Origin of the sequence: Rhodococcus sp. NPDC078407 (assembly GCF_044542515.1) — a bacterium.
Lineage (GTDB): Bacteria > Actinomycetota > Actinomycetes > Mycobacteriales > Mycobacteriaceae > Rhodococcoides.
In genome coordinates this window covers 34,165-57,365 of sequence record NZ_JBITUQ010000028.1, presented here as the reverse complement: position 1 = coordinate 57,365, position 23,201 = coordinate 34,165, and the positions used below count along the sequence as shown (strand labels likewise).

The 23,201-nt window shown below is 65.6% G+C and carries 21 protein-coding genes; 12 read left to right on the top strand and 9 right to left on the bottom strand.

Going from position 1 to position 23,201, the window contains the following annotated elements:
* Positions 1-35: 35 nt before the first annotated feature.
* Complete coding sequence (locus tag ACIGGF_RS22150; protein ID WP_397523311.1) at positions 36-800, bottom strand: putative protein N(5)-glutamine methyltransferase; 765 nt, start codon at positions 798-800, stop codon at positions 36-38.
* Between the two features lie 116 nt (positions 801-916).
* On the opposite strand from ACIGGF_RS22150, the gene ACIGGF_RS22145 reads away from it, so the two are divergent.
* The gene (locus tag ACIGGF_RS22145; protein WP_397523310.1) at positions 917-1,723 is read left to right on the top strand and encodes a pentapeptide repeat-containing protein; all 807 of its coding nucleotides are present in this window, start codon (positions 917-919) and stop codon (positions 1,721-1,723) included.
* 3 nt (positions 1,724-1,726) lie between these two features.
* On the opposite strand, the gene ACIGGF_RS22140 is transcribed toward ACIGGF_RS22145, so the two are convergent.
* Positions 1,727-1,936: a DNA-binding protein gene (locus ACIGGF_RS22140; RefSeq protein ID WP_397523309.1), complete on the bottom strand. Its 210-nt coding sequence runs from the start codon at positions 1,934-1,936 to the stop codon at positions 1,727-1,729.
* Positions 1,937-1,971: 35 nt separating this feature from the next.
* Here ACIGGF_RS22140 and ACIGGF_RS22135 point away from each other — a divergent pair, with 35 nt between their 5' ends.
* Complete coding sequence (locus tag ACIGGF_RS22135; protein ID WP_397523308.1) at positions 1,972-2,859, top strand: oxidoreductase; 888 nt, start codon at positions 1,972-1,974, stop codon at positions 2,857-2,859.
* Positions 2,860-2,915: 56 nt separating this feature from the next.
* On the opposite strand, the gene ACIGGF_RS22130 is transcribed toward ACIGGF_RS22135, so the two are convergent.
* Entirely contained in the window at positions 2,916-3,443 is a 528-nt protein-coding gene (locus tag ACIGGF_RS22130; protein ID WP_397523307.1) for a TetR/AcrR family transcriptional regulator, read from the bottom strand.
* Positions 3,444-3,503: 60 nt separating this feature from the next.
* Here ACIGGF_RS22130 and zapE point away from each other — a divergent pair, with 60 nt between their 5' ends.
* Positions 3,504-4,448 (top strand): cell division protein ZapE, encoded by a 945-nt coding sequence (zapE, locus tag ACIGGF_RS22125; RefSeq protein ID WP_397523306.1) that lies wholly within the window; start codon positions 3,504-3,506, stop codon positions 4,446-4,448.
* On the opposite strand, the gene ACIGGF_RS22120 is transcribed toward zapE, so the two are convergent.
* Positions 4,393-5,382, bottom strand: a complete 990-nt coding sequence (locus ACIGGF_RS22120) for a GGDEF domain-containing protein (RefSeq protein WP_397523305.1) — start codon at positions 5,380-5,382, stop codon at positions 4,393-4,395. The two genes, zapE and ACIGGF_RS22120, sit on opposite strands and share 56 nt — an antisense overlap.
* 792 nt (positions 5,383-6,174) lie before the next feature.
* Here ACIGGF_RS22120 and ACIGGF_RS22115 point away from each other — a divergent pair.
* A complete protein-coding gene (locus ACIGGF_RS22115; RefSeq protein WP_397523304.1) occupies positions 6,175-7,059 on the top strand; it encodes a pirin family protein in 885 nt (294 codons plus the stop codon).
* A 33-nt stretch (positions 7,060-7,092) separates the two neighbouring features.
* Here the strand turns inward: ACIGGF_RS22115 and ACIGGF_RS22110 are convergent, their stop codons facing one another.
* From ACIGGF_RS22110 to ACIGGF_RS22095, 4 genes are all read right to left on the bottom strand, one after another.
* Positions 7,093-8,106, bottom strand: coding sequence for a hemolysin family protein (locus tag ACIGGF_RS22110; protein ID WP_397523303.1), 1,014 nt, complete (start codon positions 8,104-8,106; stop codon positions 7,093-7,095).
* Entirely contained in the window at positions 8,103-9,503 is a 1,401-nt protein-coding gene (locus ACIGGF_RS22105; protein WP_397523321.1) for a hemolysin family protein, read from the bottom strand. The genes ACIGGF_RS22110 and ACIGGF_RS22105 overlap by 4 nt, the downstream gene beginning before the upstream one ends.
* A gap of 176 nt (positions 9,504-9,679) precedes the next feature.
* A complete protein-coding gene (locus ACIGGF_RS22100; RefSeq protein ID WP_397523302.1) occupies positions 9,680-10,243 on the bottom strand; it encodes a ribonuclease H in 564 nt (187 codons plus the stop codon).
* Between the two features lie 109 nt (positions 10,244-10,352).
* On the bottom strand, positions 10,353-11,546 hold the full coding sequence (locus ACIGGF_RS22095) for an MFS transporter (RefSeq protein WP_397523301.1): 1,194 nt from the start codon (positions 11,544-11,546) through the stop codon (positions 10,353-10,355).
* A gap of 144 nt (positions 11,547-11,690) precedes the next feature.
* On the opposite strand from ACIGGF_RS22095, the gene ACIGGF_RS22090 reads away from it, so the two are divergent.
* The 5 genes from ACIGGF_RS22090 to ACIGGF_RS22070 are packed head-to-tail and all read left to right on the top strand — an operon-like array spanning position 11,691 to position 16,278.
* Positions 11,691-12,623, top strand: a complete 933-nt coding sequence (locus ACIGGF_RS22090; protein WP_397523300.1) for a DNA-3-methyladenine glycosylase family protein — start codon at positions 11,691-11,693, stop codon at positions 12,621-12,623.
* Positions 12,624-12,675: 52 nt separating this feature from the next.
* Positions 12,676-13,620: an aldo/keto reductase gene (locus tag ACIGGF_RS22085; protein WP_397523299.1), complete on the top strand. Its 945-nt coding sequence runs from the start codon at positions 12,676-12,678 to the stop codon at positions 13,618-13,620.
* Positions 13,621-13,680: 60 nt separating this feature from the next.
* Positions 13,681-14,970, top strand: coding sequence for a multidrug effflux MFS transporter (locus ACIGGF_RS22080; protein WP_397523298.1), 1,290 nt, complete (start codon positions 13,681-13,683; stop codon positions 14,968-14,970).
* Positions 14,971-14,980: 10 nt separating this feature from the next.
* A complete protein-coding gene (locus ACIGGF_RS22075; protein WP_397523297.1) occupies positions 14,981-15,496 on the top strand; it encodes a DUF309 domain-containing protein in 516 nt (171 codons plus the stop codon).
* A gap of 56 nt (positions 15,497-15,552) precedes the next feature.
* Complete coding sequence (locus ACIGGF_RS22070; RefSeq protein WP_397523296.1) at positions 15,553-16,278, top strand: hypothetical protein; 726 nt, start codon at positions 15,553-15,555, stop codon at positions 16,276-16,278.
* Here ACIGGF_RS22070 and ACIGGF_RS22065 read toward each other — a convergent pair.
* Positions 16,256-17,020: a deoxyribonuclease IV gene (locus ACIGGF_RS22065; RefSeq protein ID WP_397523295.1), complete on the bottom strand. Its 765-nt coding sequence runs from the start codon at positions 17,018-17,020 to the stop codon at positions 16,256-16,258. The genes ACIGGF_RS22070 and ACIGGF_RS22065 overlap by 23 nt on opposite strands.
* A gap of 75 nt (positions 17,021-17,095) precedes the next feature.
* Between ACIGGF_RS22065 and ACIGGF_RS22060 the strand changes: the two genes are divergently transcribed.
* The 3 genes from ACIGGF_RS22060 to ACIGGF_RS22050 all read left to right on the top strand — a co-directional run bounded on the left by ACIGGF_RS22060 (position 17,096) and on the right by ACIGGF_RS22050 (position 23,127).
* Positions 17,096-17,830, top strand: a complete 735-nt coding sequence (locus tag ACIGGF_RS22060; protein WP_397523294.1) for an ABC transporter ATP-binding protein — start codon at positions 17,096-17,098, stop codon at positions 17,828-17,830.
* Positions 17,831-17,883: 53 nt separating this feature from the next.
* Entirely contained in the window at positions 17,884-20,406 is a 2,523-nt protein-coding gene (locus ACIGGF_RS22055; RefSeq protein ID WP_397523320.1) for an ABC transporter permease, read from the top strand.
* 180 nt (positions 20,407-20,586) lie between these two features.
* Positions 20,587-23,127 (top strand): alpha/beta fold hydrolase, encoded by a 2,541-nt coding sequence (locus tag ACIGGF_RS22050; protein ID WP_397523293.1) that lies wholly within the window; start codon positions 20,587-20,589, stop codon positions 23,125-23,127.
* Positions 23,128-23,201: the final 74 nt, after the last annotated feature.

The window sequence follows — 23,201 nt, the reverse complement described above, 5'->3', positions numbered from 1 at the left end:
CACCAGGACCCATTATCGAAACACGTGGTGGATCACTATCGGCTCGTCGAGCCGATAGCCACGACGGCGTCGAACCTCTCGGATTCGCGGAGACCGGCTAGAAAGCCGGCCTCTGACAGGGCCTGTAGCGTCGAATCAGCTTGCAGTGCACTGGTTTCGATGAGAAGACTACCGCGCGGGGCCAACCACTCGGCGGCTTGCGCCGCGACCCGCCGATGGAGCCGCACACCGTCCACGCCGCCGTCGAGCGCGATGTGCGGCTCGTGGAGTCGCGCCTCTCTCGGCATCAGCTCGATCTCGCTCGTCGGCACATACGGCGCGTTGACGACTATCGCGTGGAATCTGCCCTGTAGCTCGGGCGGCAGCGCGTCGAACAGGTCACCGCAGTGCGCGGTACCTCCGACGGCAGCCAGGTTGCGTTCGGCGCACTGCACCGCGACCGGGTCGATATCGACCGCATGCAACTCGGTGACACCGGCGACCGACAGGCCGACCGCTCCGGATCCACAACACAGGTCGAGCAGGACCGAGGGGTGCAGTGCAGCAGCACATTCGACGAGAAACTCGGTGCGACGACGGGGCACGAAGACGCCGGACTCGACGGCAATGCGTCGACCACAGAACCACACCCAGCCGACGATGTGCTCGAGTGGCTCACCGGCGACTCGACGCCCCAGCATCTCTACCAGCGCCTGCGGGTTCGACGCGGAGTCGACGAGAATCTCGGCTTCCTGCTCGGCGAACACGCACCCGGCAGCCCGCAGTGCGGTCACCACCGCGTCGAACTCCGGTTCCACCATGGACGGCCTCCTGAATTGCCGTGCGCCCAGCTGCACACTGTATCCCCCACCCGACCGGATCCCGTCCGGTCGAATCTCGTTTGACGCTGCCGGTCGTCGAAGGACAGAGTGGACGCATGCGCGCGCCCGAGAACCTACTGGCCGATTGCGGCAGTTGTTTCGGACTCTGTTGCGTCGCTCTGCCCTTCGCGAAGTCGTCGGATTTCGCAGTCGACAAGGCCGCCGGTGAGCCGTGCAGCAATCTGCTGGAGGACTCGCGGTGCGGTATTCACTCGTCGCTCCGGGACAAGGGTTTTCCCGGGTGCACGGTGTACGACTGCTTCGGTGCGGGCCAGCAGGTGTCCCGGTCCACGTTCGCGGGGCGCGACTGGCGGCAGCAGCCGTCGAACGCGTCGGAGATGTTCGCGGTTTTTCCGGTGATGCGTGATCTGCACGAGCTGCTCTGGTACCTGGCGGATGCGCGCGGCCGGAAATCGACGGAAAGCCTGCACACCCGGCTCGTCGGTGAGTACGACGAGCTGGATGCACTCACGTCGGCCACTCCCGAGATCCTGATGTCGGTCGATGTCTCCGTCCTGCGCTCGCGGATCAACGAGTTACTCATCGCTGCAAGTGAACTGGTGCGTGCCGAGGTGGTGGGTAAGAAGAAGAACTACCGCGGACGCGACATGATCGGCGCGAAACTGGCCGGTGCCGATCTGCGCGGCGCGAGTCTTCGCGGCACGTATCTCATCGGAGCCGACGTGCGCGGTGCCGACCTGCGTCTGGCCGACATGATCGGCGCAGATCTTCGTGGTGCCGACCTTCGCGGCGCAGACCTGCGGGGCAGCATCTATGCCACGCAGTTCCAGGTGAATGCGGCACGGGGTGACCGAGCAACCCGGTTGCCCGAGTCGCTCACCCGGCCCAATCACTGGGCCTGAAGGTCAGCCGAGCGATCTACCGGTCTGCTCCAACGCGGCTTGGACGACCTCGAGCGCTTTCGGGCCCACACCGTGCAGTTTTCTCAGCTCCGAAGCCGGCACACCCACGAGGTCGTCCAGACACAGGTAGCCGGCCGCGCGGAACGCACCGGACGCAGGTTTTCCGGTCCCCTCGGGAAAGTCCGAATGTTCGTCGGTTTCTGCTCTGCTCACGGGCGCATTCTAGAGCAGACCGGTAGCCTGACGCCGTGCCTGAAACCAAGCAGAGACGCGTTGTCATAACCGGAGCCAACACCGGAATCGGTTACTTCACCGCCCTGGAGTTCGCAAAACGTGGCGACCATGTCACGCTCGCGTGCCGTAACCGGCAGAAAGCCGAGACCGCAGCGGCGAAAATTCGCGCGGAGGCACCGAACGGAACCGTCGACACCGCCACCCTCAACCTCGCCGACCTGGCCTCGGTACGCGACTATGCCGCGGCCGCCCCCGAGTCCATCGACGTACTGATCAACAACGCAGGCGTCATGATGCCGGCTACACGAACCGAGACCGAGGACGGATTCGAGCTGCAGCTCGGTACCAATCACCTCGGTCACTTCGCACTGACCGGCATGCTGTTCCCCAAGCTCGCCGACGACGCGAAGATCACCACCATCGCGTCCGTCGCGCACCGGCAGCGCCCCAAGCTGGATTTCGACGATCTCCAGCTCGAGCGGGGCTACAACGCCCAGCGTGGGTACGCGAACTCGAAACTCGCGAACATCCTGTTCGCGCTCGAACTGCAGCGCCGGATCGACAAGGCCGGATCGAAGGTCACCAGCAACGCTGCGCATCCCGGCATCTCGTCGACCGAGCTGTATTCCAGCCCGGACGGCCTGGGCAGCAACAAGATCCTGGCAACGCTGGCACCGATCGGGTTGAAGTTCATCTCCCAATCCGCCCGTGCCGGAGCGCTTCCCACGATCTATGCGGTCGACGTCGCAGGCGGCGGCACCTACAGCGGCCCCACATCGCTCTTCGAGTCGCGTGGCAAGCCGGGCCCGGCGTCCATGACTCGTATGGCACAGGATCCCGCCCTCGCCGCGAAGCTGTGGGACGTCAGCGAGAAGCTCACCGGAGTCGGCTACCCGTTGTGACACTCCGACTGCGCGCTCGCTCACGACGGTGCGCGCGCGGTCGGGGTAGCCGGCAATCAGGCCACCGAGGCCCCTCGGAGGTACACCTCGATCGGTAGCTGCAGCGCTACAATGTCTTTCGATGTGCGACGACCGAAAACGACATCGGCTACCAAGCCCTCGCACAGCGAGACCAACCCGTCCCCGTGAGCCGGTTCGTCGAACAACGCCTGTGCCCGCTCGAGAGAGAACAGCGAGCGCGCGAGGACAGTCCGAACATCCGGCGCAACAGCAGGATCGAGCATCAACGCGTAACGGGCCCGCAGCTCGATCATGCGATGGGTGAGCGCTGTGTGGAGATACTTCGCGACCACCGTCGCCACATCGGTCTCGTCGCTGGCTATTTCCAGGAACGACGCACGCGACAGTTCGACCAGTCGGGCGGCCACTGCCGCCAACAGATCGGACTTGGTTCGGAAGTAGTACGACGTCGATCCGGCCGGATAACCGAGCGCCGAATCGATCGCGCGGTGGGTCAACGCGCGTAAGCCGTCGTGCGCGATGACACCCAGTGCGGCGTCGGCGATGGCGGTTCGGCGATCCATGGCCGTGACCCTACACACTCCCTCTACGAATGTAGAGTCCGTCGGCGTACGGTTCGTTTCATGAGGCCAACTCCACCGCGAGACACCTTCGATACCGACTTCGTTCTCGACGACGCCCAGGCCGCAGCCGCGGACGCGCTCTCGACGCCCGGAGCGAAGGGCATCTACCTCTGGGGGCCGGTAGGTCGCGGAAAGACGTGGCTGCTCGACACCTACTTCGCGGGTGTCGGCATCGAGACGAAGAAGCGGGTCCACTTCCACAGCTTCTTTCGGGACCTGCACGCGGCGTACTTTCGTCGCAACTTTTCGATCGACGCAGCCATCGACGACATCCTCTCGACAGGTTCGGGTCCCGCGTCGCTGTTGTGCTTCGACGAGTTTCACGTCCATGACATCGGCGACGCCCGTCTCATCACGCGCATGCTCGACGCCCTCTTCGCTCGCGGCGTCGCCCTGGTCGTCACCTCGAACTATGCGCCCGACGAGTTGCTGCCGAATCCGCTGTTCCACCAGACGTTCGTGCCGACGATCGAGAAGCTGAAGAGAAATCTCGACGTGATCCGCATCGACGGGCCTGTCGACTACCGCTCCGCCGCTACCAGCCAGTCCCGATTCGCCTCGGGGACATGGACTCTCGAGCCTCACCCGGGTGGTCACACGTTTGCCGAGCTGTGCTGCGCTGCACGTTCGACGGGTGACTATCTGCAGATGCTCGCGGAAGTGACGTCGGTGACCGTCACCGAAATTCCTGCACTTGCGACTGTCGACGAATTCGCCGCTCGGCGTTTCGCGAATCTCGTGGACATTCTGTACGACCGCGATGTGCGTGCCGATTTCCATGCCGTCGTCCCGTTGCGAGAATTCGCCGACGGGTGTGTCGGTCTCGACACCGACCGGTTGGTGAGTCGGCTCGGCCAACTGCGCTCTCACAGGCCATGGCCTCGAACGTCTACATCGTCTCGAGCACCGTTCGATTTCCACCTGCCGACTTCGCGCGGTACATGAGGGAGTCGGCCGCGCGCGTAGCGTCTTTGACCAGGCTCGGCCCTGACGTCCACGCCTCGGAGCCGGGAGCGAACACCACCGCACCCGCACTCACCGTCACCGGAATTGGATCCGAACGATGAGTCAGCGTCTCGCTGACTTCGAGTACCAGTGCATGCAGCCGGTCCGTCCGACCGACGAGGACGGCCACGAACTCCTCGCCCCCTGTGCGAGCTACGACCCCGGACGTACCCACGTGGCCGCACAGTCGCTCGGCCACCAGGACGATGACGGCGTCACCCTGGTCGTGTCCGTAACGGTCGTTGACGGTCTTGAACCGATCGATGTCCACGAGAACGAGCACGAACGCCAACTGCTCGCTGTGAGCAACATTCCACAGATCCTCGATCGCATTCTGCAGTCCGCGTCTGTTTCGCGTTCGGGTCAGTGGATCGATCTCGGACTGTCGGGCATCCTCGGACACCAGCAACCACGCGATCTGGGCGAAAACCGGAACACCCGACGTGGCACCTCCGGCGACCAGCACCGCGGCGATCGCGTCCCACGGGCCCCACAATCCCTGTACGTATGCGGCGATGCCGATGTAGGCGATCACGAGATTGGCGAATGCGAGATGTGCGACGAGCAGTTTCGGTCCGAGGAAGAAGGTGCACATCGACCCTGTCAGCGAAAAGAGAAACGTGCCGATCAGAGCCGACGTGGGTACATCGAGGAGTATCACCGACGCAAGACCCACGTCGCCGAACACCAGAAAAGCGACCAACTGCCATTTTCGGTCGGGCAGGGGACCGACCAACAACCGCACGATCACGGCAACCTGAAGGATCAGGACGAAGATCACGTAGGCGACGGGACCCGTGCCGGCCGGCCCGTTCGGCGAACCCAACATCAGAAGCGACACGGCCGCGTACAACGCGACACAGCTGGCGAACACGACCCGGATCAGACGATGCAAAGGACGCGTCGACCTGTGCACGAAGACCCATTCGAAGTCGTGCGGAGTGAGGAACCAGTGGCGAATCACCTGAGCGGCGCTGGAATGAGCACCGAGCGGCGCAAGGGCGGTCCTCGGGGTCCGCCCCCGTGACGCCGCGGTCGATTCCCTCCGATGGCGACTGCGTGTCTCGCCGCGCACCTGCATCGAACGCCCGGTGCGGCTCTCGGCCGATGGCCCGCTCTGCCGCACGGTGGGCAATCGAAAGTCTCTGCGCATGAGGGCTCCCTGGTGAAACGACATTGTGCCCCGCTGACGCAGCGTACCGATCGATGTCCGGGTCGGAGACGAAACTCGTCGGTTCGACACGGGCAGTCCTCGACCGTCGGAAGAGTCATGGCCTCGAATCGACAGCGGATCGGGTGGCACTCACCATGTCGCTGGCCGGAATCAGGTGCCGATGGCGGCGCAACTGCGCTCGCGAACGGGCATCGCAGCCCCGCGCATAAAGGGAGCCCCGCACGTTAAGGGAGACACCCACTACTGACGGCGGTCGGGGGCGACAGCAGCAGCGGGTGTCTCAATGGGTATTCGCAGCACCCTCCCGGGTGGATGGGTATCGGATGGAAAATTCTTTCGAAGTTTTTTCGCCACCGGACGCATAGCCTGTGACCAGGCCTTCCACAGCCGCGAGCCTCAACCAAGCGAGGGTGCCGGCCAGACGAACAGCTGGACGCTCCACAATAGGTGCGCAGAGCTCAGACTCGCCCAGACCGACACCCCGGAGCACTCATGATTCAGGTTCTCACCCCACGCGAGGTTCCACTCGGCGGCCCACGAGCGATGAAGGTGCGCCGCACCCTGCCGCACCGCGACCGATCGCTCATCGGCGCGTGGTGTTTCGCCGATCACTACGGCCCCGAGCGCTCGCGCATGGACGTAGCGCCGCACCCGCATACCGGACTGCAGACGGTCAGTTGGTTGTTCTCCGGTGAGATCGAGCATCGCGACAGTGTCGGCTCGCATGCCATGGTCCGGCCCGGTGAGCTCAATTTGATGACCGCCGGCCAGGGCATCAGTCACTCCGAAGTGTCGACACCGAACACCGACATCCTGCACGGCATGCAGTTGTGGGTAGCGCTGCCGGCGGCATCGCGCTTCGTGGCACCGACATTCGAGCATTACGTACCGGAACCGGTCACCGCACCCGGACTCAGCGCCCGAGTCTTCCTCGGCACCGCGCTCGGCGAAACTTCACCGGTGTCGACGTACACACCGCTGCTGGGGGCGGAAATGGTGCTCGACGCCGGAGCGCGTGTCACCCTCGAGGTGGACCCGACCTTCGAGCACGGCATCATCGCCGACCAAGGATCGGTGACCCTCGCCGACACCGAGCTGGGCGCTGCAGAGCTGGGCTACGTGGAACCTGGTGAACACGAGCTGCACCTGCACAATCCGACTCAGGATCCGGTTCGATTCCTGCTGCTGGGCGGCCCGCCGTTCGGCGAGCAGATCGTGATGTGGTGGAACTTCGTCGGCCGCAGCCACGAGGACGTCGTCGAGTATCGGGCGGCGTACGAGGCCGAGAACGGCCAGTTCGGAACGGTCGAGGACTACCCAGGGTCGCGGCTGCATGCACCCGAACTGCCGAACGCCCGGATGAAATCCCGCGGCTGACGACGAAGAAGCCGATGATCCCGGGACTGGCGTCTATGCCGCGGGGGCGGTGGGCAGCACCCGCTTGATGACGTCGGTGAGCGAGACGATGCCGAGGAACTTCCCGTCTTCCTCGACGATCGCGAGCTGGACGCTTCTCTTCCGCATCTGCCCCAGTAGCTCGTACACGGGAGTCGACCCCTCGACCGCGAAAGCCTCACGCGCGTAATCGGCAGCGGGCTCAGCAGGATCGGCAAGCAACGTGTCGCGTACGTGGACGACGCCGGGTGTCGCACCGGAGCTGTCGGCGAGCGGTATCCGTAGGTGTCCGGATTTCAGCGAAGCGGCCTGCACATCGGAGACCGTGGCACCGTGTGGAACCGAGGTCGCCTCGGAGTCGGGCACCGTGATCCGATCGACCGTCAGCGACTCGAGCTCGATCACCCGAGTGATCTGGGTTTGCAGCTCGGGCTCGAGCACCCCGACCTGAGACGAGTACTCGACGAGATTACGAATGGTGTCGGCGTCACGCCCACCGACAGCAGCGCTCTCGACCGGTTCCACTCCCGACCGTTCGACGAGTGTGTTGGCGATCTTGTTGACCCACACCAGAAACAACCGGAACGGGCGAACGAATGCCCGAGACGGCAGCCCGATGATGGTGGCTGCGAGTTCCGGATGCGCGATGGCCCAGGACTTCGGGGCCATTTCTCCGATCACCAGATGCAGAAACGTCACCAGCAACAGGGACAGTGCGAACGCAGCGGTTCCGGCCAGCCAACCCGGCACACCCCACGAGGTGAACACCGGACCGAGCCAGGAATCGACCGCGGGCTTGGTGACGGCACCGAGCGCGAAGGTGCACGCCGTGATTCCGAGCTGTGCACCGGCCAACATGATGGTGAGTTCGTTCATGCCGCGCAGAGCGGCCCGCACCGAGCGGCTCGTTCCGGCCTTCTCCTCCAGTCGATGCCTGCGAGCACCGAGCAACGCGAATTCGATGACGACGAAGAATGCACTGAGCGCGATGAGCATTACCGTCACCGCGACGACGGTCCACGCGTTCATCGTCCGGTCCCGTCCGAGGACTCCGGGTCGTCTTTTTCCAAGACGTCCTCGTGCAGTCGTATTCTCAGTTCGCTCGGCACGTGGCGGTCCACCTCGAGCACCTCGACTTCGAGGGAGGGTCGCGGCGGCGTCTCCTCCATCAGATCGGCACCGAACACGGCGAGGTCGACGCGTACCGTGTCTCCCACCTCGGGCAGGTTGCCGCCCTCGGCGATGAGCAGGCCGGCGAGCGTCTCGTAATCGCCTCGCGGCAGGAGCATGTCGCGACCGATGATGCGCTCCACCTCGTCGACGTGGACGTCACCGTCCATCAGCCAGACTCCGTCTTCTCGGTTCTGCACACCGGCGATCTCCTCGTCGTCGTGTTCGTCGGTGATCTCACCGACGAGTTCCTCCGCGAGGTCTTCGATGGTGAGCACTCCTGCGAACCCGCCGTACTCGTCGATGACGCAGGCAAGCTCGTTCTTCGTGCTGGACAACAGCTCGAGCGCATCTTCGAGCGACATGAGTTCCGGGACGATCAGCGGGGCACGCATGATCTCGGTGACCGGACGAGGGTCGTCCGGCGCGGCGGCCAGCACCTCGGCCAGCTGAACCACGCCGACAGGCTCGTCGCGGTCGTCGATCACGGGATATCGCGTGTGTGCGCGCACCATGCGCGCGCGCATCTCACCGATCGGAGTGGTGGGCCCAACCGCGTCGACGCGGCTGCGCGGAATCATCGCGTGTTCGACGTCGCGTTCCGGAAAGTCCAGGATCCGGTCGAGCAGCAGCGACAGATTTTCGCTCAGATCACCGCTGGCGCGGGAGTCCTCGATGATGCTTTCGAGGTCCTTGGCGGTGGCGCTGCTGTCCACGTCGTGTACCGGCTCGACTCTCAGCAGTCGAAGCATCGCATTGGAGGACTTGTCGAAGAACGTGATCAACCACCCGAAGGCAGCGAGGTAGATCAGCGTCGAGCGGGCCAGGCGGCGCGACAGTGGGTCGGGATCGGCGATCGCCAGGTTCTTCGGATAGAGCTCACCGAAGATCATCTGCACGACGGTCGCGAGCACCAGCGCGCCTACCGTGCCGATCGAGATACCCACCGCAACAGGAACTCCGGCACTGCTCAGCAGTTCACCCAATGACTCACCGATGAACGGCTCGGCCACGTAACCGACCATCAGACCGGTCACGGTGATGCCGAGTTGAGCACCCGAGAGCATGAACGACGTGCGCTTGGTGACCTTCAACGCCCGCTCGGCCGACGCGTCGCCCTTCGCTGCTCCGGTCCGCAGTGTCGCGCGATCCACGGACATGTACGCGAATTCCTGGGCGACGAAGTAGCCGTTGGCCGCGATGATCGCGGCGGTGAGAACGAAGCCGAGCAGAAGCGACAGAAGCGCGGTGATCACCACGTGGTCACCGGGTGACGGGCGAACAGAGGCCGTTTCGAGGTCGGCCGATTCGAATCCAAGGAGTGCACAGTGCGCTCGACGCCTCCGGTGTCAGGGCCGGATCGATCGACCCGAATTGGGGGAAATGTCGCAATTCTATAGGTGGTCGGTACACCGCGCCGACGACTCCTGCTTCAGAACAGGGTGGGCACCCCGTCGTCGGAGGTCGCGTTCTCGTGTGCCGTCGCCGAAACAGACGACAAGGAGGGACGAGCCTCGGCAGGCTCGGTGACGGCAGGCTTGATGACGGCGGGGTTGTTGGCACCCGACGCAGCCATGGCGCGAGCTGCTTCGCCGGCCAAGGCGTCGGCTGCTTCGTTGAAGTGATTCCCGACGTGCCCGCGGACCCACCGGAACCGGACGGGCCCCTCACGGTCGGTGATGGCCCGCTCGATGTTCTGCACGAGCTCGAGGTTGCGAACCGGCGTGCCGCTCGCGGTCTTCCAGCCCTTGCGCTTCCAGCCGGCGAGCCACTCGGACGCACACTTGATCGCGTACTGGGAGTCGGACTCGATCAACAGTGGTTCGGGGCCGGGGTGGGCCAGAACTGCCTCGAGCAGGGCACGAAGCTCGGCGACCTGATTGGTGCCCGAGGGCTCGCTGCCGGAGTTGCTCGGCCCTGTGTGATTGACCCACGCCCACCCGATTGCTCCGCCGGGGTTACGCAGACACGAGCCGTCCGTACTCACGATGATCACGGTCTCAGACCCTACGTCGGGCTACCGACAAACTCCGGGTGACTCGCTCGGGAACATCGAGGTACTCGACGACCCCGTGCCGACGGCGCGATCGGCCCCGCGCAGCGGCTCACGCCGTGCGGCTTCGAGCGGCCTTTCTACCGTCGACGGTGAGCAGCACGAACGCCACCGACGCCAGCGCCGCGATCAGCGCCGAGAACACCACGCCCGCCGTCACCAGACCCCACTCGGTCGCCGCGAACCCGGCACCGATCACCGGAACCGAAATCGCGATGTAGAGCACCACGAAGAAGGTGGAGGTCACTTCGGCCCGACGGTGCGGCGGAAGCCGAGCGCCGATCGCGGCCATCCCGTTGCTGAACGTCACGCCCTGCCCGATTCCGCACAGCAGGGCCGCGCAGACCAACACGATCAGAGACGTGGTGAGCAAGGACGCGGCGAGCAACACCAGACCGAACACCAACACCAGGCAGCCCCAGCGTTGAGCCGATGTCGGATCGGCGGCACGCAGGGTGATCTGGGCGGTCGCCGACGCGGCGAAGACGGCGAACACCACCACACCGGTGACGGCGTGATTGCCGATCCCCAGAACCCCGGCGATGAAACCGGGTGAGACGGCGGTGAACAAACCCAGCACTGCGAATCCGGCGAATCCACCGACGGCCGCTCGCAGGAAGGTGCCGCGTACCTCTGTCGGCACGGACAGGCGCTGCACGTGGGGCCGGGCACCGGCAGCGACTCGGACGGTCTCGGGCGCGAAGTACACCGCGGCTGCGGCCACGAGAAGCAATGCGATGTCGACGTAGAACGTCAGCCGCAAGGGCTGCGGCAAATACTCCACCAGGAGACCCGCCACCAACGGTCCGAGTCCCAGACCGCCGATGTTGGCGGCCGTGGCGATTGCCGGAGCCCGATCACGCCACTGCTCGGGAACCAACTCGAGCAGAGTCACCGTGGCGGTACCGACGAAGATCCCGGCCGAGATACCGGACAACACGCGCCCGATCACCAGCGCGGTCAGCGACCCGGCAGTCACGAACACCACGGCACTGACGAGACCGAAAGCGATGGCCGCCAACAGCATCGGACGGCGACCCAGCGAATCGGACCAGCGGCCGAAAGCCAGCAGCGCCGCGAGAACCCCCACGGCGTAAGCGGCGAACACCAGCGTGACGACGAATACGGTAAACCCGAATTCCACCTCGTACAACGCGTAGAGCGGCGTCGGCATAGTGGTGCCCATCATCGCGACGACGAACGCGAAGGCGACCCCGACGAACGACGCTGCACTCGATCGAGTCACGGTGATCCTCCTGATCGTGTGGATGGCACGCCCGCCCTGCGGGCACTATGTATCTTGCCGCCGGCGCTGGAATGATGTGCACCGGCGGCCCCGCTCAGAATCCACCCCGCTCTACGACCACGCCCGTTCGGAGGTGACACACCGATGCCAGACGATGCCGGTACCGACGGGATCGCTTGCCTCGTCACGTCCGACAAGAGGATGGACGTGCGCATGTCGCTGTCGCCGCTGCGTCGTGGCCGGGGCGATCCCACCTACGAGTCGACGCCGGACGGCGGGATCTGGCGGACCTCGAGGATGCCGTCGGGACCGGTGACGTACCGCCTGATGCAGGCGTCACCGATGAGCGTTCAGGTTCGTGCCTGGGGCCGCGGCGCAGCCGAATTGGTGGACGCGGTGCCTGCTCTGCTCGGCCTACACGACGATGCCGGCGCGTTCGCACCGGAGCATCCGATTCTGCGCGAGGCGCACCGGCAATTGCCGCACCTGCGTCTGGGCCGCACCGGACTGGTGCTCGAAGCCCTGATTCCCGCGATCATCGAGCAGCGCGTACACGGTATTTCGGCGTTCGGTTCGTGGCGGTACCTGGTGAGCAAGTTCGGTGAAACGGCACCGGGGCCGACGCCGAAGCCGATGTTCGTCTTCCCCACACCCGACGTGTGGCGTCGTATCCCGTCATGGGACTACCACCGCGCCAATGTCGACCCCGCTCGGTCGAAGACCATCGTCCGCGCTGCCTGCGCAGCCGGACGTCTGGAGGAGGCGTCGACGATGACGTCGGCGGACGCGGCTCGCAGGCTGCGCGCGATCCCCGGCGTCGGCATCTGGACGGCGGCGGAGACAGCACAGCGCGCACTCGGGGATCCCGACGCGTTGTCGGTGGGCGATTATCACCTGGCGTCCGTGGTGGGCTGGTCACTGTTGGGCAGGCCCATCGACGACGCCGAGATGGTCGAGTACCTGCGGCCTCTGGCCCCGCATCGGCATCGCGCGATTCGTTTGCTGTACCTGAGCGGAAAGGCCACCAAACCCAAGTTCGGTCCGCGCACCGCTCTGGTCGATCACACGTGGCACTGAGCTCCTCCGGGCTCGTACAGTCGAGTTGTACGCCAACGTAAGGGGTTTATCCGTGGTTTCCATCGGCCGTTCCGATCTCGACATCTTTCCGCTCGCTCTCGGCGGGAACACTTTCGGCTGGACCAGTGACGAGGCCGCGTCCTTCGAGATCCTCGATGCCTTCACCGCAGGCGGGGGCAACCTCATCGACACCGCAGATTCGTACTCGGCCTTCGCCGACGGCAATTCGGGCGGCGAATCCGAGACGATCATCGGTAGATGGACCAAGGCCCGCGGCAACCGGGACGATGTCGTCATCGCCACCAAGGTCAGCCAGCATCCGGAGTTCCGAGGATTGGCCCCGGACAACATCCGGGCGGCCGCCGACGCGTCGTTGGCCCGGTTGCAGACCGACCACATCGACGTCTACTACGCGCACTACGACGACGAGACGACGCCGCTGGTGGAGTCCCTGGCCGCGTTCGACGAACTCGTGAAAGCAGGCAAGGTTCGCTACGTCGCCATCTCGAACTACACCCCGTCGCGGGTGCGTGAGTGGCTGGAGCTGGCGAAGGAACACGCGTTCGCGGCTCCTATCGCGCTGCAGCCGCACTACAACCTCGTCGCTCGCCGCGACTACGAGGGCGAACTGCAGAATCTGGCCGTCGAGAACGACCTGGGTGTTTTCCCGTACTTCTCTCTTGCCGCCGGATTCCTCACGGGCAAGTACCGGACGCGAGCGGACCTCGACGGCACGCAGCGCGAACGACTGACCACCGGATACTTCTCCGATGCCGGTCTGGACGTGGTGGAGGGGCTGCGAGAGATCGCCGAAACGCGCTCCGCCGAGATCTCGAGCGTCGCTCTGGCCTGGCTGCTGGCGCGTCCGGGCGTCACCGCGCCCATTGCCAGCGCGAGCACGCTCTCTCAGCTGCCTGCCCTTCTCGACGCCCCGGCATTGACGCTGACCAGCCAGGAAGTCGAGAAGCTGACGACTTTGTCCGACGCGGTGGCCTAGAACACGAAAGTTGTAGTCAGCAACGGGAACAGAACGAGTACCCCGGTTGCTGACTTTCGGGTGGCCCCAGCATCGAACACGACAGCAGCCGAGACAGCCGTAGTCGAAACACCGACGACGACGTCCCCCGAGCCGACATCCAGGGAACGCCTGCGGGTGATTCTCGTTCTCGGCGCACTCATCGCCCTCGGTCCTCTGACCATCGACATGTACCTGCCGGCTCTTCCGGCCATCGCCGACGATCTGAACACTCCGTCGTCCGCCGTGCAGCTCACCCTCGCCGGCACGTTGGTCGGACTCGCCCTCGGCCAGCTCGTGATCGGGCCACTGTCCGACATCGTCGGCCGGCGCCTTCCCCTGATCGTCGGCACCGGAGTCCACATCTTGGCGTCCGTGGCGTGCATCGTGGCACCGAACATCGCCGTTCTCGGTGGTCTACGCGTCGTGCAGGGTCTCGGAGCTGCCGCTGCAGCCGTGGTGGCGATGGCCATCGTGCGAGACCTGTTCAGCGGCCGCGCGGCCGCCACCGTGCTGTCGCGGCTGATGCTCGTCATGGGCGTCGCCCCCGTGTTGGCTCCCTCGCTGGGTGGTGCCGTGCTGTTGGTCGGATCGTGGCGTCTGGTCTTCGCCGCGTTGGCGATCATGGGAGTGGCGTTGATGACGCTGGCGATCGTGTCGCTGCGCGAGTCCCTGCCACCCGAGCGTCGTCGGGCCAGCGGCGTCATGCCCGTGCTGCGGACCTACCGATCACTGTTGGGCGATGCGCAGTTCGTCGTCCTCGTCATGGTCGCCGCCCTGGCCATGTCCTCGCTGTTCGCCTACGTCGCTGGGTCGTCGTTCGTACTGCAGGAGGAGTTCGGCCTCGACGAGCAACAGTTCGCGATCGTCTTCGCCGCCGGCGCGATCTCCCTCATCGGCGCTTCCCAGCTCAACGTTCTCCTGCTCGGACGCTTCGCGCCGGTACAGATCGTGCTGTCGGCTCTGTCGTTCGGCGTCGTCGCCGGGGGCGTCATGGTGGCGTTGGCGGTGACCGGGGTCGGCGGTATGGCCGGGTTCGTCGTTCCACTGTGGTTCGTGCTCGGGGCGGTCGGATTCGTGATGCCCAACGCGCCCGCACTCGCGCTGTCTCGGCACGGTGAAGCCGCAGGTGGTGCCGCGGCACTGCTGGGAGCAGCGCAGTTCGGCCTCGGTGCCATCGTCGCCCCGGTCGTCGGCGCGCTCGGAAACGACGCCGTGGCCGTGTCGATCACGATGGTCGTGACGTCCGCCGCAGCATTGATCGCCCTGGGCGTCATCACCGCGCGGTCATCGGATCCGCAACTCACTCGGGGAGCGGCACCCACCCACTAGGGTGACCGCCATGACCGAACGCGAGCGCGATGCGCGCGGTAAACCCCTCAACGGCAGGCCTCGAGACGGTCTGGGCCGTCCCCTCGCTCGTGGTAGCAGCGGAACCCCACGGGTGCCGGACGACGTACGGCTCCCGCCCGGCACAGCACTCGCGGAAGCGCAGCGGTTCCTGGACGAGAACATGCCGTTCCACGCACACGAAGTTCTCGAGGGCACGTGGAAGAGTTGCCCGCCCGACGAGCGTCCACTGTGGCAGGGACTCGCCCAACTCGCCGTCGGCCTGACCCATCTGATGCGTGGCAACCGCATCGGTGCCGCTTCGCTGCTTCGGCAGGGACACGATCGCCTGGTCGGCTTCGAGGTCGATCCTCCGCACAATATCGACGTCGGCGGCTTGCTGGGCTGGTCGGAAGGCTTGCTCGACGACCTCGAGACCGGAACTCTGCCGGTCTCCCCCGGCATTCCGATGCTGCGCGTCACCGATCCACGCCGGGGCGTCCTGGCACCCGATTCCAGCTCGAGCTAGCCTGTGGGAATTAGGTAAGGCTAGGACAATCTGCTCTGGAAGTGGGGTTCGTCGGCGTGACCGTGTTCGCACCGCTGAGAGTCGTTCGACAGGGACTCACGTGCGGGGAGACCATCAGCCCAGCTCAGCTCGGGCGCACCCTCTGCACCGAGGTTGCCGAACAGGTTCCGTACTGGGTTGCTGTCTTGACCCCCGCGGAGCGGCCACTGCTCGACGCCCGATCGGCATCGCAGCGCTCCGAGCAGGCCTCGGTCGTGCTCGCGTTGCCCGAGAGCCAACACCGAACCCACGCGGCGCTGCTCGCAGCGCTCGGGTCGGCGATATCCACCTGGCAGCAGAACAACCGCCGTGGCTCATCGGCCGGCGTCCTGGTGGATCTGGACTTCGGAGCCACGGGAGTCGTGCATCCGGTCCGGCTTCCCGCAGTCCACACCGACACGCTCGCCGTACCCGCTCACGGCAAGAACCTCGTCGACGATGTGACGAGAAAACTGGAGTCGGTGCCCAACGGCGGCCGCGACTACGCGCTCACCCGCAACTATCCCGCGATCGCCTCGCGTGCCGGGGCGCAGATCATCGTGCGTGACGACGCTTCGGCCGTGCCGAACGACGGGTACGCCCTCGACATCGCGATCACCGTCTCCGAGGTCGGTACCACCGTTGCACAGGTCAGCTGGGCCGGCGACCTGCAAGGAGTGGACGAGCTGCTCCGTCTGTGGTCGGTGGCCGCGCAGCACCTGACGGCGATGGCCACCGCCGCTACAGGCTCTTCAGCAGCCTGACGTCGTCCTCGATTCCCTCGGGCGGCGTTTCGAGGATCACCGGCGCGTCGGCGGCCAGTGCGACGGCGGTCAGTACTTCGGCGTCGATGGTTCCGGTGCCGAGGTTCGCGTGCCGGTCCCTGGCGGAGTCGAACTCGTCGCGCGAGTTGTTCAGGTGCACCAGGTCGATTCTCCCGGTGATGGCCTTGATTCGGTCGACCACGTCGACGAGATCCTCACCCCCGGCCCACGCATGACAGGTATCGAGGCAGAAGCCGGCACCGAATTCACCGATCGCGTCCCACAACCGGGCGATGTCGTCGAAGTGCCGCGCCATCGCCGAGTCTCCGCCCGCGGTGTTCTCGACGAAGATCGGCACGGCAAAGCCGCCCTGGTCCGCTTGGCGCTCGAAGAGCTTGCGCCAGTTGTCGATTCCCTTGGCGGTATCCTCGCCCTCGCGAACGTGGCCGCCGTGGACGACGAGTCCGATGGCCCCGATTTCGGCTGCAGCGGCAGCCTGCTCGACCACGGCCTTCCTGGATGGAATGCGGATGCGGTTGTTCAGGCTCGCCACGTTGAGGACGTAGGACGAGTGCACCACCACGTCGACGTTGCCCTCGAGCAGCGCCGCACCCTGCGGGTGCGGGGTGAGCTTGTTCCACTTCTGCGGATCGGTGAGGAACATCTGAACGAGGTCGACGCCGAGTGCCTCGGCTGTACCGAGAGGGTCGCTGCTGTCGCGGACATGTGCTCCGATGCGCATGCTTTCCATCATAGGGCCGGTGTTCAGGGTCTCCCCTGATAGCGACGGGCGCAGAACGCTGGAACACTGGCTCGCATGAGCGACATTGCCGCACGCGCGGTCGACGTATCGAAGGTCTACGGTTCCGGGGACACCCAGGTGCACGCACTGTCCGGGGTGAGCGTCGACTTCGCTCGCGGAGAATTCACCGCCATCATGGGCCCGTCGGGTTCGGGCAAGTCCACACTGATGCACTGCCTGGCCGGACTGGACACTGCGTCCTCGGGCACGGTGACCATCGGTGACACCGAACTGACCGCACTCTCCGACAAGGAGATGACCGGATTACGCAGAGATCGAATCGGATTCGTGTTCCAGGCCTTCAATCTGGTGCCGACGCTCACCGCACTCGAGAACATCACCCTGCCCCTCGACATCGCGGGCCGAGTGCCGGATCAGGGATGGCTCGACACCGTCGTGGACCGACTCGGCCTGCGCGATCGTCTCGATCACCGGCCGAGTGAACTCTCGGGCGGACAGCAGCAGCGCGTGGCATGTGCCCGTGCGCTGGCCGGCCGACCCGACATCGTCTTCGGCGACGAGCCCACCGGCAACCTGGACTCTCGCTCGTCCGGCGAGGTGCTGTCGATTCTGCGCACCGCCGCAGACGAATTCGACCAGACCGTCGTCATCGTCACCCACGATCCACGCGCGGCCAGTTATGCAGATCGCGTGGTGTTCCTCGCCGACGGCGCAGTCATCGATCAGCTGAACTCGCCCACGGCCGACGCCGTACTCGAGCGGATGAAGAAGCTGGAGACAGTTCGATAATGGCGCACTCGGTCTCCAACAAGGCCCCTAAAAGGGGTTCGTCGGGCAACCCGATGCGCAAGGTGTCACTGAGAAACCTTGCAGCACACAAGGTTCGACTGGCTCTGACGGTACTCTCCGTTGTCCTCGGCACCGCATTCGTCGCGGGGTCGTTCGTCTTCACCGACACCCTCCAACGCACATTTTCGTCTCTGTTCGCCGATACCGCGCAGGGCGCAGACGTACGAGTGAGCGCCGAGGACGCACGCTCTTCCGGCGTGCCGACCGAGGACATCGCGGCGATCTCGGCGTTGCCGAACGTGCGCGCCGTGTCGCCGTACGTCGGGGGTCAGATCGTTCTGCTCGACTCCGACGGTGCCGCTGTGCAATCCGGCGGCGCACCGACCATCGGTGAGTCGTACCTGCCGGAGGACCAACGACTCGGCGACCCGACGACCTTCGTCGACGGCTCCGCCCCCACCGCCCCCGGGCAGGTCGCGATCAACGCCGGCGGTGCCGAGCGCGCCGGCCTCGAGGTGGGCGACGCCACCCAGGTGCTCGTGCCGTCCAAGGGCATCACCGACATCACGATCTCCGGAATCTATTCCACCGCAACCGAATCCGGCGGATTCATCGGACTGCAATTCGTTCAGAGCCAGGCGAACGAGCTGTTCACCGACGGAGCTCACGTGCAGTACGTCGACGTCGCAGGCGCCGACCTCGCCGCCCAGGGGCTCACCCAGAGCGATCTGCGAGACGAGATTGCCGCCGCGCTCCCCGATCTGAAGGTGCAGACGGCCGCGGACGTTCAGGAAGAGACCCAGGCCGAGGTGGAGTCGGCTCTGTCGTTCATCAACTACTTCCTGCTCGCGTTCGGCGGGATCGCTCTTCTCGTCGGCACGTTCATCATCTACAACACCTTCTCGATGATCGTCGCCCAGCGAGTCCGTGAGCTCGCCCTGCTGCGTGCCATCGGGGCGAGCCGCGGCCAGGTCAGCCGGTCGGTGGTACTCGAAGCTCTCGTCGTCGGCATCATCGGCAGCATCCTCGGCTTCGCAGGCGGGGTCGGGCTGGCCTATGGTCTGCGCGCGTTGCTCAACGCCTTCGATCTGGGCCTGCCGTCCGGTCCACTGGCACTCGAGCCCCGCACCGTCGTCGTCGCTTTCGCGGTCGGCATCATCGTCACCGTTCTCAGCGCGTACGCGCCGGCGCGTCGGGCAGCGAGAATTCCGCCGGTCGCCGCGATGCGAGAGGAGTTCGCCTCCGCAGGCGACACCTTGCGCACACGAACGTTCGTGGGAGTCGGGTTGGGAATCGCCGGTGCTGCCGCGCTGGTCGTCGGCGCACAATCGACCGGCGGAGCCGCGGCGGCCACGGTCGGGGCAGGTGCAGTCGCACTCATCGTCGCCACCGCGCTGGCCGCGCCCTCTCTGTCGCGGCCCATCGTGGGGGCACTGGGTGCCGTCATCACCCGGCCGTTCGGCGCGATCGGACGATTGGCCCGGACCAACTCCGTACGCAACCCGCGTCGGACTGCGGCCACCGCCTTCGCCCTGATGCTCGGGCTCATGCTCGTCACCGTGATCGGGGTGCTCGGATCCACTGCCAAAGCCAGCGTCGATTCGCTCGTCGACACCGGCGTCGAGGCGGACTACATACTCTCGGGACCTCAGTCGATCGGCGTTCCGACCGGTGCCACCGCTGCTGCGCAGGAGGTGACCGGCGTGGACCGCACAGCGGTGCTGCACCCGGTGTTCGTGACGATCGACGGCGAGGAGGAGTTCGGTGCCGCCATCGACGGCTCGCCCGAGGGACTGTTCGATCTGTCCATGGTCCAGGGCACCGCGGACCTGGTCGACAACGGCTTCTCGGTGTCGGAAACCGAAGCGGCCACACGCGGATGGACGATCGGAACCGAGGTCGTCTTCGACACCGTCGACGGGGCCTCGGTTCCGGTGACCGTCACCGGGGTGTTCACCGACAATCCGCTGCTCGGAAACTGGATCGTCTCGGGCGACATCTACCAGGAGGTGACGCCGTCCATCACCCGGTCCGATCTCCTGGTGCTGGTCAAGGCAGTGCCGGGAACCGATCTCGACACACTGCGCACCGACCTCGAAGCCGCCACCAAACCCTTCGTGGTCGTTCAGGTTCAGGACGTCGACGAGTTCAAGGGCAGCCAGGGGCAACAGATCGACACCCTGCTCGCCGTCTTGTACGGCTTGCTGGCATTGGCCGTCGTCATCGCCGTCCTCGGCATCGTCAACACGCTCGCGCTGTCCGTCGTGGAGCGTCGACGTGAGATCGGCATGCTCAGGGCCATCGGAATGCAACGTCCACAGGTGCGACGCATCATCTACCTCGAGTCGTTGCTCATCGCGCTGTTCGGCGCGATCGTGGGCGTCGTCCTCGGTATCGCGTTCGGCTGGGGATTCGTTCAGACGCTGCGCGACGAGGGCCTGGGAACCATGACCATCCCCTGGGGGCAGGTGGCGGGCATGCTGGTGGGGTCCGCCGTCGTCGGGGTGCTGGCCGCACTGTGGCCTGCGGTGCGTGCGGCTCGCACCAAGCCTCTGGAGGCGATCGCGGACCTGTAGCACCTACCGAACCGGACCGGGCATTTCGTAACGACACCTGATCGTTGTGAAATGTCCGGTTTTTGGCTTGCGCGTAAAGGTGAATCGCGTCTACCTTTGAGCAGCAAAACAGTCTGGAGGTAGGTTTACGCCCCGCTAAACCACTCCGCGATCACGGGTCGGGCTCGTGCAAGGAGAATCATGTCGGTTCAAGACATCGATGCACCCACCCGTCCCACGCTGGCCCCGATGTGTCGACCCGAGAGCCGGGACACACTGATGGCCCGCTATCGGGAGGTGGCGCATGCCCTACCGAACGCCGTTGCTCTGTCGGTGGGCGGGACCGCGCTGACCTTCGACGAACTGCTGCACAGTGCGTATTCGCAGGCCCGAAAGATCGCCACCCTCTTTCCCTCGGATTCTCGGCCGCTCGCCGTCGACACCGACGACTCGCCCGGCTCGATCGTGCTGATGTTGGCCGTCGTCGCCTCCGGTCACCCACTCGTTCCGCTCGACCCCATGCTCCCCGCCGAGCGCCGCGCGTCCATCATCGACCGAGCGAACGCCACTGCGCTCGACGCCGCCGCCGTTGCCGCAACCGTGGATTCCTGTGTGCCACTACCGACGCTGTCGGGTGATCACACTGCGGTCGTCAACTACACCTCGGGATCGACGGGTACCGCCAAGGGCGTGGTCCTGAGCCACCGGATGTGCCTGACCAAGGCATACGAGGTCGCGACCGCGTTGTCGATCGGCCCGCACGATCGCGTCGGAAACTCACTCCCGGTCAGTTTCGGTGCCGGGTTGAACACCCTTTTCGCAGGCATTCTCAGCGGGGCTGCGGTGTTTTGCCGAGACCCTCGGTCGGGCGTCGCGTCCGACACCGCCGACTGGATCGCGGCGCATTCGCTGACCACCCTGCACTGCTCGTCGTCACTACTGCGCACGATTGCGGCAGCCGAGCAAGCACACACCAGCATTCCCAGTCTGCGCGTGGCCACCACGTACGGGGAATCTCTGCATTCCGACGACGTCGACAATTTCCGGCGACGGTTCGACAGTCGTGCCACGGTGGTCAACTGGTACGCGACCACCGAAGCCGGTGCCGTCGCCCACAGCCAGTTCCCACCGGAGCGGTCCCTGCCCGCGGGCTTCCTCCCTGCCGGGGTACCCATCCCGGGCAAGCTCGTCGAGGTCGTCGCCGCCGACGGCTCGGTGTGCTCACCCGACACGATCGGCGAAGTCCGAGTCACCTCGACCTGCCTGGCCGACGGCTACCTCGGCGAAGCAGGTCTCGACTCCGAACGATTCACGGCCCTCGGCGACGGTCTTTTTCGGTATCGCACCGGCGATCTGGGACGCCTGGACGAACACGGGGTACTGCATCTGGCCGGACGTATCGACGATGCCGTCAAGGTTCGTGGCTACCTGGTCGAGCCGGCCGAGATCGAGGCGGCACTACGCGCCATACCGGAGATCCACGAGGCCGCGGTGATTGCCAGACGTACCGGCATGGATACCGACCTGGTGGCCTACGTGTGCTCGGTGCAGTCCGCCAAGCGACCCTCCGTCGGCGAGATCAGAGCAGCGCTGCGCCGGACTCTTCCGGAATGGATGGTGCCCGCGCACATCGTCGCTCTGGACGCGATGCCACGCAACGAACGCGGCAAGCTCGATCGCATGGCCCTGCCCGAGCCTGCGGATCGACGAGTCGAGCGCACCGCGGCCGGCCCCACCGAATACATCGTGGCCGAGGCTGCGCGGGCTGCCATCGGTCTCGATGCCATAGGCCGGGACGAGGACTTCCTCGCACTGGGCGGGAACTCGCTGACGACAACGGCAATGCTGGCCCGACTACGGGAAGGCCTGAAGGTCGAGCTCACGGCCGAGGATGTGTTCGCCGCGACGACCGTGCGAACCCTCGCGGCAACCGTCGATGCACGTCTTCGCAACGAGGCCACCGCTCGTCGGCGCACATCCGGGGAGCACGACGTGCTGGTGCCCCTGCGCACCGAGGGCAGCAAGGCACCGATCTTCTTGGTCGGCGGAGCGGGCGTCGGCGCGATGGCATTCCTCAATCTCGTCAAGCACATCGACGACGACCACCCGGTGTACGCACTGCAGGCACACGGCCGGGGTAAGCGCGGCCTACCCGACCGCACCATCCGGCGCACCGCGAAGCGTTACGTGGACGCGGTGCGCACCGTCCAGCCCGAGGGGCCGTTCCATCTCGTCGGTCACTCTCTCGGCGGGTGGATCGCCATTGCGATGGCGGAGAGAATTCGAGACCGTGGTCTGGGCTCTCCGCATCTGCTGCTCCTGGACACGCGACTGTTCCGGCATCTGCTCGACAAATTGCCCGGCGGTACCGAGGTTCCGGCTGCGCCGCCGGCACAGACACGCGAAGAAGCGGGCTTCGACCTCGGCCGCGTCGGCACAGCCGCTCTGTGGTTGCGGATGCAGTTCGCCGGACTGCTCCGGTACCCGACGACCATGGAATGGTTGGTCTTCGCAAGCATCGGGTACGTAGCGCTGAACAAGCACGTGCCAACTCCGTGGTCAGGTTCGATGACCGTGGTACGCACAGCAGAGAACGTGAAAGATCCCCGGTCGTGGCAGGCAGTTGCTCGTGGCGACCTGACTTTCGTCGATATCACCGGTGATCACGTCGACATGCTGAGCGCGCCGATGGCCGAGGAACTGGCCAAGATCATCGACGACACCGTGGACGGCGGGCGCTGAAGCTCGTCGCCCCGTACAGACGGTCTGTCGCCGCGGCGGCGCAGCTTGTACGTTTGTGCCACATGGCTCGACGA